Origin of the sequence: Microbacterium jejuense, assembly GCF_039544225.1 — a bacterium.
GTDB classification, from domain to species: domain Bacteria; phylum Actinomycetota; class Actinomycetes; order Actinomycetales; family Microbacteriaceae; genus Microbacterium; species Microbacterium jejuense.
Genome location: NZ_BAABLG010000008.1, coordinates 1 through 13,667 on the forward strand (window position 1 = coordinate 1; position 13,667 = coordinate 13,667).

The following is a 13,667-nucleotide window of genomic DNA, read 5'->3' on the forward strand; positions in this document are numbered from 1 at the left end:
CGACGCCGCTGCCGCCGCAGCCGCCCGTGCCCGCCCCCGCCGCGCCTGCGGCGAACGACGCGGCCCCGGCCGCCGCGCCCGCGGCAGCCGCCGAGACCGCGGCACCGGCCACCCCGAAGCAGCCGTTCCTGCGGCGCACGTGGGTCAAGACCACCGGCGCCGCGGTCGCCGCCGTCCTGCTCCTCGGCGGCGGCTTCGGCGCCGGGTGGGCCGTCGCGAGCACGCAGCCGCACTCCGGCCCCGCCGGCTGGAGCCAGAACGGCGACATGCCCGGATTCCCCGGCGACGACTCGGACCGCCAGGGCGGCGGACCGGGCGGCGGGTTCCCCGACGGCGGCCCCGGTGGCGACCGCGGCCAGGGCGGCGACCAGCGCGGCCCGCGCTCGGACTCCGACTCCGGGTCGGGCTCCGACTCCGACTCCGGTTCCGACTCCGCCTCCGGCACGGGTTCCAGCGGCTCCTGACCCGCGCCGATTCCCCCGAAGGAGCCCGACATGGCGACGATCGCACCCGCACCGGCCGCGCAGCCCCGACCGTTCCTGCCGACGGGCGCCCGGCGCGCCGCCGCCTGGAATGCGGGTGCGATCGTCGTCGTCTGGCTGACGAGCCTGTTCGTCGTCGCCCTGTGGGTCTCAGGCGGCGGCGTGGACGCGATGCTCGCCGGCGGCGGCGAGGCGCTCACGGCCGCCGGTCGCCTGTTCGGTCTCGTCGCGGCGAACCTGATGCTGTACCAAGTGCTCCTGATGGCGCGCGTGCCGCTGTTCGAACGCGGCTTCGGCCATGACGCACTGACCCGGGCCCATCGGCTCGCGGGCTTCTGGTCGTTCTGGCTGATGCTCGCCCACATCGTGCTGATCGTCGCGGGGTACGCCGCCGTCGCGCGGCTCAACCCCTTCGTGCAGCTGTGGGAGTTCGTGTGGGACTACCCGGGCGTCCTGCTCGCCGCCGCCGGAACACTGCTGCTCATCGGGGTCACGATCACGTCCATCCGTCGCGCGCGCCGCCGCCTGCGCTATGAGTCGTGGCATCTGCTGCATCTGTACGCGTATGTCGGCGTGGGCATCGCGCTCCCCCACCAGCTGTGGGCAGGCGCGGACTTCACGGCGACGCCGTGGGCGGCTGCTTACTGGTGGGCGCTGTGGGCGCTCGCGGCCGCCGCGGTCGTGGTGTTCCGCCTCGCCCTGCCGCTCGCCCGCTCATGGCGCCACGATCTGCGCGTCGCGGCCGTGACGGAGGACGGCGCGGAGGGCGTGACCGTGCGCGTGCGCGGACGCCGTGCGACGGCGCCCTCGGCGCGCGGGGGGCAGTTCTTCGTGTGGCGATTCGTCGACGGCCCCGGCTGGACGCGCGGCCACCCGTTCTCGCTCTCGGGCGCACCCGGCGACGGCGAGCTGCAGCTCTCGGCGCGCGTCGTCGGCGACGGCAGCGCACGGCTCGCGACGCTCCGCCCCGGCACGCGCGTCCTCGTCGAAGGACCGTACGGGCATCTCACCGGCGGCCAGCGCCGCGGCGCCAAGCTGCTGCTGATGGGCGCCGGCGCGGGCGTCGCGCCGCTCGTGTCGCTGCTCGAGTCCGAGCCGTACGCCGCCGGCGAAGCGACCCTCGTGACGCGCGACTCCACGCCGGGGGCCGCGCTCCGCCGCGACGCCGTGCGGCAGCTCGTCGGCACGCGTGGCGTGCGCCACGTGCCCCTCGACGGGCCGCGCGCGGGCGCCGGAGCGCCGTGGCTGCCGGAATCGCACGCCGCATGGAGCGGCCCGGCGGCGATCCGGTTCCTCGCGCCCGACCTCGACGCGTACGACGTGTTCGTCTGCGGGCCGCCGGCGTGGATGGCCGCGGTCGTCCACGACCTCCGTGCGGCCGGAGTCCCGGCCGCCCGCATCCACACCGAATCGTTCGACCTGTGAGACATCGTCCGACCCGCGCGAGAAGAGACCAGGAGCCTGCGATGAAGAAGATCGTCTACGCCGTGCTCGCCACGGTCAGCGGCCTGGTGCTGCTGTTCAGCTACCGCACGTCCCACGTCGAGCAGATGACGCCCGTCGCGGCCGACACGTCATCGTCCGGTTCCGCGAGCACGGGCACCTCGGGTTCGGCGACCCCCGGGGCGACCGACTCGGGCAGCACGGATTCGGGCACGACCGACTCGGGCGCCGCGGACTCGGGCAGCACGGGTTCGGGCGCCACCGGCTCCGGTGCCGCCGATGCCGGCTCGGGTGCGGCATCCGCGTCTTCTTCGGGACTGGTCGACGGCACCTACACCGGCAGCGCGGCCGACACGCGCTTCGGGCCGGTGCAGGTGCAGATCACGGTGTCGGGCGGAGCGATCACCGACGTGCAGGTGCCCGAGTACCCGTCGACGAATCCGCGCGATCGCCAGATCAACACGCGGGCGCTGCCCACGCTGATCGCCGAGACGACGCAGGCCCAGTCCGCCGACATCGACATGGTCTCGGGCGCGACATACACCAGCGAGGGCTATCTCACGTCTCTGCAGAGTGCGCTGGACCAGGCCCGCTCATGAGCCGGCCACCCCGCCTCGTCGAGGTCGCCGAGATCATGGGCACGGCGATCAGCATCCATGTGGTCGGCGATCCGGACCGCACGGCGTTCGAGGCCGCCGTGGCCGCGTGCTTCGATGAGCTGCGATTCGTCGACCGGGTGTTCTCGCCGTACCGGGACGACTCCGACGTGCTGCGGATCGCGCGCGGCGAGCTGGCGATGACGGATGCCTCACCCTGGGTCGCCGAGGTCGCCGAGGCGTGTGCGCGGGCCGAGGCCGACACCGGCGGGCTTTTCACCGCCTGGTGGGCGGGGGTGTTCGACCCGACGGGATTCGTCAAAGGCTGGTCGGTCGAGCGCGCGGCGCACCGGCACCTCGCACCCCTGCTCACGGAGCGCGGGGTTCTCGCGGCGGGGATCAACGCGGGCGGCGACCTTCAGCTGCTCACCGCTCCCGCCGCGGACTGGGTGTGGAACGTCGCCATCGTCGATCCCGCCGACCGCTCGCGCGTGCTCGCCACACTGCCGGTGCGCGACGGCGCCGTCGCCACCTCAGGCACGGCCGAGCGCGGCGCGCACATCGTGGACCCGCGGTCGGGCACGCCGGCGACCGGTGTCGTGTCGGCGACGGTCGCGGTCGCCGGCCTGGCCCACGCCGACGTGTGGGCCACCGCGGCCGTCGTGGCCGGGCCCGACGACCTCTCGTGGATCTCGCGCGCCGGTCGCTCCACCGGCCTGCTCGTCGACGACACCGGCCGCATCCGCCGCTGGCTGGACGGCGTCGAGGTGCAGGTGCGCGCGAGCATCGCCGGCTGACTCAGGCGGTGCGCCATCGCGCCTCCTCCACATCGGAGCCGGCAGACGGGCTGTCCACGGTTCGGGGATCAGCCCGGCCATAGGCGCGATGCGACGCCTAGTTTCAACGCATGCGCTCACCTTCGCTGCGACACGTCGTCCACCTTCGACTCACACTCGGCGACCATGATCCCGCCGTCTGGCGCGAGGTCGCAGTCGACCGGGAGGCCACGCTCGGCGAGCTGCACCAGCTGGTCGTCGCCGTTCTGGGCGGCCCTCGGTGCGACCGTCACGTCTTCACGGCGGGCGTCGCCGGCCCGTCGCGAACGCACCCGACAAGGCGCTGGGGAGACCGGTGGACGATGATCGACCTCCGGGACCCCACGGTGATCGACGATCGGACCGCGCGGATCGGAGTGACGCTCGAGCGCAACGGCGCATTGGTCCTCCGCCATACGTGCACAGGCGGCTGGGCGGTACTCATCACACCGGGAATCGATGACGTCGTACCGGCGACCGAGCCGCCGTGCCGTGTGCTCGCGGGCGGAGGCCGCGCGCCGCTGCCGTGTTCGAAAGGCGACTATGAGCACGCGGTGATCGTGGCTGCGCTCGGTAACCCCGCTCACCCCGACCATGAGGCGTTCCGCGATCACGCCGCGTGGCTGAGGGGGCCGTGGGCCGATGCGGGATCAGACTCGTCGGACGGTGAGGATGGGTCGGACGACGGGTGCGGCCCTTGGCCGGCCGACGTCGAGGTCTCTGCCTCCGGGCCATCGGGTCCGACGCTCCCCTTCGTGGTGCGGCTCCCCTCCTCCGCACAGGCGGGCGCCCGAAGGCGCGTCGCCCTCGCGGGACTCGGCCTGCCGAGTGTGGTGACATCGGCCGAGACGGAGGACTTCGTGCGCGTGTTCCGCTGGTTCCTTCTGCATGCCGGGGCTGATGGCATTCCGCTGCAGGCGGGCGCGATCGAGCCGTCCTTCCTGACGGATGCGGCCGCCGTCCTCGATGTCGACGAAACCCGGCTGCACGAGGTGCTCGTCGCCGCGAAACGCTTGCAGCTCGTGTACTCACGGCGGGGCCGGCTGCGCGCGAAGAAGCAGCTCCTCGTGTCGGCAGCCACGGCGCCCACCCTCTGGTCTTCGCTCGCGAAGGCTCTGCGAGACGAGCGGACGACGTCGGGCGCTGCTCGCGACCTCCTGCTCCTGTCGATCGCGGACGGCAGCTTCGGATCCGATACCGGCATGCGTGAGATCGCCCACGCGTATGCGTTGATCTCGGCCGTGTCCGCCGCGACGCGGCCCCCGTACTGGCACGAGGACCGGTACACCGACTGCGCCTCACGGTGCGAGTGCGCGGCGTCGGGCACCGGCTCGTGGCACGATCTCGTCACGGAGTCGGTGCGGCGAGCGTCCGACGCAGCGCGTGCGGACGGCGCTGAGCCGGTGCTGTCGAGTCTCGACCACTACGAGAGCGGGGTTCCGCAGGACTGGCTGGACGGCTACGACGTGCGGTGGGGTCCCCTGGACCCGCGGCCGGCGAAGGCCGATCCTGTCGACCGGCACCAGGCCGATCTGGCCCGGCTCCTCGACGAGGTCAGCCCGATGATCGAGGTCCTCGTCGCGTTCGGACTGACGCAGCAGAGCGACGGGTCGTGGATCATCCCGCCGACCCTGCGCGAGTTCGCGCGCGCGACGCTCGCAGCGTCGCTCGGTGATCCGAGAACTGATGGTACGGCTATGTACGATTACGTACAATCGGATACATGGTGACGATCAGCGCAAGCACCGCCCGACAGACACTCCCGGCCCAGCTTGATCGCGTCGCACATGGCGAAGAGGTCGCGATCACCCGCCATGGACGCGTGGTCGCGGTGCTCGTCAACCCGGACGCGCTGCGCGCACGACGAGCACCGCGCGCGTGGGAACGCGCTGACGAACTCGGATCCCGGCTGGACGCCGCACGCACGGAAGAACTGCGCACGGCCGCCATCGACTCCTCGCGATCTGAAGCGCTCATCGACGAGGTGCGCGCTTCGAGGTCGGGTCGGTGACGGCCGCCACCGCGTTCGACGCAGATGTGCTGATCTATGCGGCGAGCGATGGCCATCCGCTGGGTCGTCCCGTGCTGCGCCTGCTGCTCGATGAGAAAGCTGCTCGCGTCGGCTCGGTGCTGCTGCTCACTGAGGTGCTGGCGAAGCCTCTCCGCGACGATCCGGGCTCCGACGAGGTCGCCGCACTGCTCAGCGTGCTCAGCCGGCTGGATCTGCGTCCACTCGACGAGCCGACCGCGCGGCTGGCGCTCGTCCTGGCGACGGAGCATGGCCTGCGAGCTGCCGATGCCGCGCATCTCGCGACAGCGATCGCCGCGGGCGCCGACAGATTCGTGACGAACAATCGGAAGGACTTTCCGCCTTCGATCTCCGAGATCGAGATCGTGTACCCCGTGGACCTCGATCCGCGCGGCTGACTCAGGCGGTGCGGAGGATCTTCACCATCGCCTTGCCGCGCGCCAGTTCGTCGACGAGCTTGTCCATGTAGCGGATCTTCTGCATGAGCGGATCCTCGATCTGCTCCACGCGCATGCCGCAGATCACCCCGGTGATGAGCGACGCGTTCGGGTTGAGCTCGGCGTCGTCGAAGAAGTCCTCGAGCGTCGTCTGCTCGTCGAGGTGCTGTTTCAGGTCGGCGTCGTCGAAGCCGGTGAGCCACTCGATCACCTCGTCCAGCTCGGCGGTCGTGCGCCCCTTCTTCTCCACCTTCGTGACGTACAGCGGGTACACGGACGCGAACGGCAGCGAGTAGATCCGGTGCATGTCCTCAGGGTAGCTCCGGGTGCCGGCATCCGGTCACGGGACGATCGCCGCGGCGTTTGCCCCACGCGATGCGCGACCGCGCGGCGTTGTCGAGCGGGGCCGCCACGAGCTGCAGCATCGTCGCCTCGGGCGTCTGCACCGGGAAGCCGCTGCCGAACACCCAGCCACCGGGCTCTTCGCCCCATGTGTCGCCCACGAACGTCGGGCCGTTCACATGCCACAGGTCCAGCAGGACGTGCCCGGGCAGCTTGTCAGCATCCATTCCGGACCAGTCCGACAGTATCGACCCGGTGCGCGCTAGGCTGACCCGCACCGTCGGCGCGGCCGGCGGCAGATCGGAGTCGAAGCTGATGACCGGAGCCGTACCCGCGACCGGGAACGACGTCACCACCCTCACGTCCGACGCCGGCCGCTGCGTGCCGCTGTGGGCATGCGGACTCATCGGCCTCGGCGCCTTCCTCGTCGGACTGCTCCCCTGGCTCGCCACCGGCATGAGGCTGCCGCTGCAGAACCTGTGGGCGGCCTCTCCGGGCCCCGACGCGATGCCGGTCGCGCTGCTGCCGTTCAGTCAGTACTACCTGACCGACCTGTTCGCGCTGATCGTGGTGGGCTCCGTGGTCGCGGGAATCGTCGCGCGGGCGCTGCGGCCACGACTCGCGCGCGGCGGTATCGCCGTGCTCGGCGGCGCGGTGCTGCTGGCCCAGATCGTGGCGATCGCCCAGTCCGCCGCCCTCGTGAGCGCCGGGCTGCAGCAGCGGTCCGAGTCCGCGCTGTACCTCGGCGCCCTCGTCGCGGTGTGCGTCCTGTCGCTCCTGCTCGGTGCGGGAGCGCTGGCGCTCATCGCTCTCGCGCCCCGCGGCGGCGCGCTCATCGGGCTGACGATCGGAGCCCTCGCGGCCACGTCGTGGCTGGGCGGCTTCCTCCGGCCGCTCCTGCTCACGGGGCCGGACTGGCTGATCGGCATCGCGTCCGCACTCCAGTGGGTGGCGCCCGTGCTCGTCGGGGTGTCGATCGCGTGGGCAGGCGTGAACACCGTGGGCCGCGTGCTGGCCGCGGTCGTGAGCCTTGTGCTGCTGTGGATCGTCCCGGCGGGGATGACGGGCGTCTCGGCAGCGGCCGGCTCGCGCGTACTCGCACACGACGTGCGCGGCATGATCGACTACGCCGTCGGCGTGTTCCAGATGGCGCTGTTCATGCCCGAGCTCGCGCTGCGCCCGATCCTCGTCGCGATCGTGGTCGCCGCCCTCGGCCTGCTGCTGCGGTGGGCGGTGACCCGGTCACACCGCTCGACCGAGCCCGAGCCCGTGCCCTCGTCCGAGCCCGATCACACGCCCACGCCGACCGGCGAGCCGACGATCTGACGCACCCGCGCCGCACGACAGGCAGCGTCGGCCGCCCATGACAGGATGCCTGCATGCCTGATGCCCTCACGCCCGCCCAGCTCGATCGCGCCGTGGGCGCCGTCCTGGCATCGGCCGCCGGCGACGCACTCGGCTCGCAGTACGAGTTCGGCCCGTCGCTCCCTGACGACACGCCGGTGGTCTTCGGCCGCGGGCACTTCGGCCACGAGGTCGGCGAGTGGACCGACGACACGAGCATGGCCGTTCCCCTCCTCGAAGCCCTGTCGCGGCACGAGGCGCTCGAAGATCCGGCCACCCTCTCGGGAGTCGTCGCCCGCTGGCTGGACTGGTCGAAGACCTCGCTCGACGTGGGCGCGCAGACCCGCCACGTGTTCGGGCTGCTCGCCGGGCAGACGTCGGCGGATGCCGCGACCTCCGCCGCGCGCGCCGTCCACGAGGCCACCGGCCGCAGCGGCGGCAACGGCTCGCTGATGCGCACCGGCCCGGTCGCGCTCGGGTATGTCGGGCGATCCCCCGCCGAACTGGCCGCCGCCGCGGGACGCGTCGCGCGCCTGACGCACTGGGAGGACGACAACCTGGACGCCTGCGCGCTGTGGTGCCTCGCGATCCGGCACGCGATCCTCACGGGTGAGCCGGACGTCCGCGCCGGGCTGGAGCGGATCCCCACCGAGCGGCGGGCCCGCTGGGCGCAGCTCATCGACGAGGCACTGGTGCCGGGTCGTCATCCCCGCGACTTCGCGCAGGGCAACGGCTGGGTGGTGCTCGCCTTCCAGGCGGCGCTGTGCGCGGTCGCCGGCGCCGCATCGCTGGTCGACGCCCTCGAACGCGCCGTGCGCGGCGGCCTGGACACCGACACCGTCGCCGCGATCGCGGGAGCCCTCGCCGGTGCGGTGTGGGGTGCGTCGGCGCTCCCCGAGGACTGGCGTGCGATCCTGCACGGCTGGCCGGGGATCGGCGCCGACGAGCTCGAGCGCCTGGCCCGCGCCGCCGTCACGGTGTCCGTGCCGTGAGGAGCATGCCTGCCGCGACCCTCGACACGTCGGCGTTGACGGGGCCGGTCGATCGGGACGCCCTCGCCGCATACCGCGAGACCCTGCCCGCCGAGATCCGGGGAACCCTGCGCGCGATCTGGTGGCCCGCCGTCACGCTGACCGCGTCGTCGCTGTTCCTCGCCGGGATCTTCGCGTGGCTGCTGCTGGGCACCGGCGAGGTGTCGACCGACGATGCCGTCGTCGCGGCCGGCGCGCTGGTCGTCGCCGTCGGGGTGATCGTCGTGACGGGCAGCACCGTCGCCGCGGATCTGCGTCGCCGCAGCGGTCGGCGTCAGTACCGGCTGTCACGCTTCGCCGCGGCCAACCGGCTGACCTACGCCCCCGTCGACCGCGACCTCGACCTGCCGGAGATGATCTTCGACGCCCGCGACGGGCAGGTGGCCTGGGACGTGGTGAGGGATGCCGGCGGCCTCGCCGTCGGCAACCAGACGTTCACGACCGGCAGTGGCAAGGACCGCCGCACCCATCGCTGGGGGTTCGCGTCGGTGCGCCTGGGCACCACCCTGCCGCATCTCGTGCTCGACGCGACGAGCAATGACTCGCTGCGGGTCTCGAACCTCCCGGTGTCGCTCGACGCTGCCCAGCGCGTGAGCCTGGAAGGCGACTTCGACAGTCACTTCTCGCTGTATGCGCCGGTCGGCTATGAACGCGACGCCCTGTATCTGTTCACGCCCGACGTGATGGCCCGGTTCATCGACCACGCAGCGGCCCTCGACGTCGAGATCGTCGACGACCGGCTGCTGCTGTACGCGCGCCGCGATCTGTCGACCCTCGACCCCGAGGTGTGGGAGTGGCTGTTCGCGACGCTCGAGGCCCTCACCACGCAGGTCGCGCAGTGGCAGCGCTGGCGCGACGACCGGCTCGGCGAGACGCATGTGGTGCGCGATGCGACGGACTCCGCCCGCATCGTCCGCCCACCGCGTGGCGTCGCGGCGCCCGGTCGCCGTCTCACCGAGCGGGTGCACTGGATCTGGCTGGTGCTGGGGCTGGCCCTCGCGGGGTTCGGGCTGTTCTCGCTGCTCGACGACGCCTTCGGGCTCATCCCCTGACACGACGAGTCGTTACGGCTGCACGTCGTCGTGCGTGACGATGCGACTGAGTTCGACGCCTCCGCCCGGCAGGACCCAGTAGTGGATGCGGCGCGCCTGCGCCGTCCTCTGCTCGATGTACGCCCGCCAGCACTTGGCGCCGTCGCTCGCGCGCACAGTGGGCGGGTCGCCGGCGCCGTCGCCGGTGCGCAGCAGGTGCGCCTCCCGGCCCGGGATCTCACGGATGCGGCCGGTCGCGGCATCCACCGCGGCTCTCATCGCCTTGTCGAACTGGCCGTCGTCCAGCGCAGTGAGCGAGTCCGCGAACCGGGGCCCGACGACGTAGTCGCCGAGCGGTCGGTCGGCGCGCTCGGCGGGTTCGACGCGGTCGACCCAGGCGAAGTAGATCTCGTGGCGCACCCACGCCTCGTCGGTGCTCCAGCGGCTGCGGCGGGCCGCACGGTCGTCGGAGGGGGTCGGCGGGACCGCCACAGCCTTGCGAGCCGAGCGCAGCGCCTGCGTGCTGGCGCGCTGCTGCTCCTTGAGCTCGCGCACCCGCAGCTCCAGCTCGGCGCGGCCGACCAGCGCATCCTTCAGCCGGGCCTCGGCCGCCGTGGCGCGCGCACGCAGGCGGTTCGCGGCGGAATCGTCCGCGCCCGCCTCGGCGAGGCGCGCCTTGAGCACCGAGATCTCGGCGCGCGCGGTGTCGAGCGCCCGCTGCGTCGAGCGCAGGGCCGACCCGTGTGCCCCCGGGCGCTCGGCGGCCGCCACGTGCTCGTCGGCCGATTCGACGGCCGCCCCGGAGTGCGGCATCGCGGGCCGCATCCCGGGACCGGGAACCGGACGGGACGTTGCGGTGGCTGCCCCCGCCCCGGGCGCCGCTCCGGCCGCGGTCTCGGCGGCCGGCGCCGCGGCGGCCTCACCCTCCGGTGCAGAAGGCTCCGGCGGCACGGCCTCCGCCGCCACGACCTCCCGTGCCGCAGCGGCGGGCACCGCCCCCGGGACCGGGGCGCGCCGCTCCAGGGCCGCGAGCTCGCCGTGCGTGTCGGCGTCCTCCGGCGGCAGCGCCCGGCCGGCTTCGAGCCACGGACGCCCGCCGGTCGTCAACGCGAGCGGCGCCACGATCGGCTCGTCGTCATCGACGTCGTACAGGCTCAGGTGGATGGTGCCGTCCGAGAGGTGCAGCACGCGCACGGCGACGACGTCCCCTTCGGCCAGCAGCAGGTCCACGGTGTCGAGCGGGTTCTTCGAGACGTCGTCGCGGCGCACCGTGAACTCCACGGCGGGGTGCAGCAGCACGGTCGCGCGCGCCGCGGTGACCTTCGTGACGAACGCGAGGGTCACGCTGTGGTGCGGGAACGCCGCCATCAGCGCGGCAAGCTCGGGCTCGGGCTCGGTGACCAGCAGCCGGTGATCGTCGAGATCGAGCATGCCGGCGACGCGCTGGCCGCGGTGCAGCACCCAGTCCAACGGGAACGGCGGATACGTCAGTTCGCGCGAGATCGTCGCGGGGCCGTGGCCGTCGGTGGCGACGAGGGCGCGCTCGTCTCCGGCGAACCCCTGCACGACACCGGTCACCGCGACCCGGCGCGACGCCGGTTTGCGGGCGAACAGCTGCGCGGCGTTCGCGTGGGTGAGCACGTCGCCGACGAGCGCCGTGGCGGCACGCGGACCCGGAAAGCGCAGCGGCGAGCGCCGCCAGTCCGGGTCGGCGCCGAAGTCGACGGGGTAGGAGCGCCCCGCTCCGCCGTACACCTGCGCGCGGTCGGGAAGGTGCGCCGCGAGGGTGCGGGTGAGGTCGCCGGTGTGGATCAGCACGAGGTCGGCCACGCCGAGGGTGCCCGACTCCACGTCGTGCACGTCGATCACGAACCCGTCGGTCGCGGGATCGGTCGACAGCACGACGAGCGGCTTGTCCCTCGCGCCGAGGATGCGGCCGGCCAGGGCGGCGGCCTCTGCGGTGGTGCGAACGTGCTCGGCCACGCGCCCTCCTCGGCGTCCCAGGGATTCCGAACCTACCGGTCCCGCCGACGGCCGCGGGTCAGCGACCTGCCGCCGGGAGCAGCGGTCTCAGCGCCTCGCCGAGCACGCCCGACAGATCGGCGCTGATCGCCGCGGTGAGGTGATGCGAGTCGCGGTACACGAGGGTGTTGCCGAGGATCGGCGGGCACCGCTCGGCATCGCACAGGTAGCCGTTCAGGTCCAGCAGCGGGATGCCGCGCGCCGCGGTCGCGCGGACCTCCGCGGCCCGCGCGTCACCCGCGAGAGCGACCGACCGCGGCTGCCCGCACGCATCGGCGTCCGAGAGGTGCGCCGACAGGCACGGCGCCGGATCCTCGCGCAGATCCGGAGTGTCGGCGATCACCGCGGTCGGCGCGTGCAGGGCGTCGAGGGTGCGTCCGTAGGCGGCATCCCAGGCCTTCTCGTCGTCGGCGACGCCCGGCGCGACCTCGGCGCCGGTGTAGGTGGCCATCACCACCAGCGCGGGCGGGTCGGCGTTGAGGTGCTCGATCACGGCGTCCCGCCACTGCGCGCACTGCGGGTACGGCGCGCCGCGGCGCAGGGTCTCGATGTCGGCGGCCGGGCACGAGCTCTTGGTCTGCACCTCGATCGAGTACCCGGCGGCCTTCGCGAACCGCTGCAGCGCGGGGAACCACTGCGCCGCGTGCGAGTCGCCGAACAGCACGATACGCGGTGCGCCGGGGTCGCCGTAGCGGCAGCCGCGGGCGTCGGTGGCGGCGATGCCGCGCATGCAGCCGTCGTCGTACACCGCCGGAAGGCTCTCGCGCGCATCGCGCAGGTCGGGCGCCAGGTTGTCGGGCACGAAGTCGGTGCCGCTGGGCAGCTGGGTGATGACGGTGCCCGATGCGGCGCGCTCGTCGTGCAGCGTGCGCGTGTCGACGACGGCGTAGGCGGCGCTCGCGACGCCCAGGCAGGCGAGCGAGCCGGCCACCGCGCCGACGAGCGTGACCCGCGCCCGGCGTCGCGTGAGCACCGGTGCCCGTCGCACCGGATCCTCGACGCCGCGGTACAGCAGCCAGGCCGCCGGCACGCACGCCAGCGCGATGAGCAGCGTCGCCCACAGCGGCACCGGCCCCGGCACGAGGGCGCCCGGCAGCACGAGCGCCGGCCAGTGGAGCAGGTACAGCGAGTACGAGATCGTGCCGATCAGCACCATGCCCTTCGTCGACAGCATGCGTGTGGGCCCGCGGCGGGTCGCGCCGGCCGCGATGACGGCCGCCGTGCCCAGCACCGGCAGGGCAGCGGCCACACCCGGGAACGTCGTCTCCGACGAGAAGAGCAGAATGGATGCCGCCACCCCCGCGATCCCCGTCCATCCGACGATCGGCGCCCATCTCTCGCCCATGATGCGTCGCCGCTGCTGCAGCAGCACGGCGGTGAGGCCCCCGACGCCGAGCTCCCATGCGCGCGCCGGCAGCGAGAAGAACGCCCATGGCTGCGCCGTGAACGTGAGCCACACGCAGGCGGCGAACGATGCCGCGACGATCCCGATCAGCACGCCGAGCAGCGCGCGTCGCGACCGCACCGCGACCCAGATGAGGGCCAGCAGCGCCGGCCACACCAGGTAGAACTGCTCCTCGACGCCGAGCGACCAGTAGTGCTGGAAGAGCGAAGGATTGGAGGATTCGGCCAGGTAGTCCGAGTCGGCGAGCGCGAAGAAGTAGTTCGGCACGTACAGCGCCGTCGCGACGGCGGCGGCCCACACGTCCTTCATGAGCAGCGGCGGGTACCAGATGATCGCGGCCGCCACGGTGAGCAGCAGCACGACGAACGCAGCGGGCAGGATGCGGCGGGCCCGGCGCGCGTAGAACTGGCCGAACCTCACCCGGCCGTGCGCGCGGAGCTGCTCCAGCAGGTGCGAGGTGATGAGGAAGCCCGAGATCACGAAGAAGACGTCGACGCCGACGTAGCCGCCGGGGAGGAACGGCACACCCGCGTGATAGAGCAGGACGGACCCGACCGCGATCGCACGCAGTCCCTGGATATCGGCGCGAAAACCCGAGTGGTCGGGCTGGGCGCGGGCTCGGTCCACCACCCGAGCGACTCTAGGCGCGGTCGTCCGGGGCGGACACCCCCTTGACGGACGGCACGGCCG

The 13,667-nt window shown here is 73.0% G+C and carries 14 protein-coding genes and 1 pseudogene; 11 read left to right on the plus strand and 4 right to left on the minus strand.

The features are described 5' to 3' along the window. The 8 genes and pseudogenes from ABEA46_RS12645 to ABEA46_RS12680 all read left to right on the plus strand — a co-directional run. Positions 1–464: hypothetical protein (locus ABEA46_RS12645; protein ID WP_345544911.1), on the plus strand; the 464-nt coding region annotated here is incomplete at its 5' end. A 30-nt stretch (positions 465–494) separates the two neighbouring features. Further along, the gene (locus ABEA46_RS12650) at positions 495–1,907 is read left to right on the plus strand and encodes a ferredoxin reductase family protein (protein ID WP_345544912.1); all 1,413 of its coding nucleotides are present in this window, start codon (positions 495–497) and stop codon (positions 1,905–1,907) included. A gap of 41 nt (positions 1,908–1,948) precedes the next feature. Continuing rightward, positions 1,949–2,524 carry an FMN-binding protein gene (locus tag ABEA46_RS12655; protein ID WP_345544913.1) on the plus strand — a complete coding sequence of 192 codons (576 nt, stop codon included), beginning with the start codon at positions 1,949–1,951 and terminating at the stop codon, positions 2,522–2,524. Next, a complete protein-coding gene (locus ABEA46_RS12660) occupies positions 2,521–3,318 on the plus strand; it encodes an FAD:protein FMN transferase (protein WP_345544914.1) in 798 nt (265 codons plus the stop codon). The genes ABEA46_RS12655 and ABEA46_RS12660 overlap by 4 nt, the downstream gene beginning before the upstream one ends. Before the next feature lie 110 nt (positions 3,319–3,428). After that, positions 3,429–3,893 (plus strand): annotated as a pseudogene (locus ABEA46_RS20395) (IS1096 element passenger TnpR family protein); the annotation flags it as partial. 198 nt (positions 3,894–4,091) lie between these two features. Then, a complete protein-coding gene (locus tag ABEA46_RS12670) occupies positions 4,092–5,066 on the plus strand; it encodes a hypothetical protein (RefSeq protein ID WP_345544916.1) in 975 nt (324 codons plus the stop codon). Beyond that, on the plus strand, positions 5,060–5,347 hold the full coding sequence (locus tag ABEA46_RS12675) for a type II toxin-antitoxin system Phd/YefM family antitoxin (protein ID WP_345544917.1): 288 nt from the start codon (positions 5,060–5,062) through the stop codon (positions 5,345–5,347). The genes ABEA46_RS12670 and ABEA46_RS12675 overlap by 7 nt, the downstream gene beginning before the upstream one ends. Further along, positions 5,344–5,763, plus strand: a complete 420-nt coding sequence (locus ABEA46_RS12680; protein ID WP_345544918.1) for a type II toxin-antitoxin system VapC family toxin — start codon at positions 5,344–5,346, stop codon at positions 5,761–5,763. Before ABEA46_RS12675 ends, ABEA46_RS12680 begins: the two co-directional genes overlap by 4 nt. A 1-nt stretch (position 5,764) precedes the next feature. Here the strand turns inward: ABEA46_RS12680 and ABEA46_RS12685 are convergent, their stop codons facing one another. After that, entirely contained in the window at positions 5,765–6,109 is a 345-nt protein-coding gene (locus tag ABEA46_RS12685; RefSeq protein WP_345544919.1) for a DUF2200 domain-containing protein, read from the minus strand. A 4-nt stretch (positions 6,110–6,113) separates the two neighbouring features. Beyond that, a complete protein-coding gene (locus ABEA46_RS12690; RefSeq protein WP_345544920.1) occupies positions 6,114–6,371 on the minus strand; it encodes a hypothetical protein in 258 nt (85 codons plus the stop codon). 28 nt (positions 6,372–6,399) lie between these two features. Between ABEA46_RS12690 and ABEA46_RS12695 the strand changes: the two genes are divergently transcribed. The 3 genes from ABEA46_RS12695 to ABEA46_RS12705 are packed head-to-tail and all read left to right on the plus strand — an operon-like array spanning position 6,400 to position 9,571. Further along, positions 6,400–7,470 (plus strand): hypothetical protein, encoded by a 1,071-nt coding sequence (locus tag ABEA46_RS12695; protein WP_345544921.1) that lies wholly within the window; start codon positions 6,400–6,402, stop codon positions 7,468–7,470. Between the two features lie 53 nt (positions 7,471–7,523). After that, the gene (locus tag ABEA46_RS12700) at positions 7,524–8,480 is read left to right on the plus strand and encodes an ADP-ribosylglycohydrolase family protein (RefSeq protein WP_345544922.1); all 957 of its coding nucleotides are present in this window, start codon (positions 7,524–7,526) and stop codon (positions 8,478–8,480) included. Between the two features lie 5 nt (positions 8,481–8,485). Then, the gene (locus ABEA46_RS12705; protein ID WP_345544923.1) at positions 8,486–9,571 is read left to right on the plus strand and encodes a hypothetical protein; all 1,086 of its coding nucleotides are present in this window, start codon (positions 8,486–8,488) and stop codon (positions 9,569–9,571) included. A 12-nt stretch (positions 9,572–9,583) separates the two neighbouring features. On the opposite strand, the gene ABEA46_RS12710 is transcribed toward ABEA46_RS12705, so the two are convergent. Further along, the gene (locus tag ABEA46_RS12710; RefSeq protein WP_345544924.1) at positions 9,584–11,533 is read right to left on the minus strand and encodes a hypothetical protein; all 1,950 of its coding nucleotides are present in this window, start codon (positions 11,531–11,533) and stop codon (positions 9,584–9,586) included. Between the two features lie 58 nt (positions 11,534–11,591). Further along, positions 11,592–13,607, minus strand: a complete 2,016-nt coding sequence (locus ABEA46_RS12715; protein WP_345544925.1) for an acyltransferase family protein — start codon at positions 13,605–13,607, stop codon at positions 11,592–11,594. Positions 13,608–13,667: the final 60 nt, after the last annotated feature.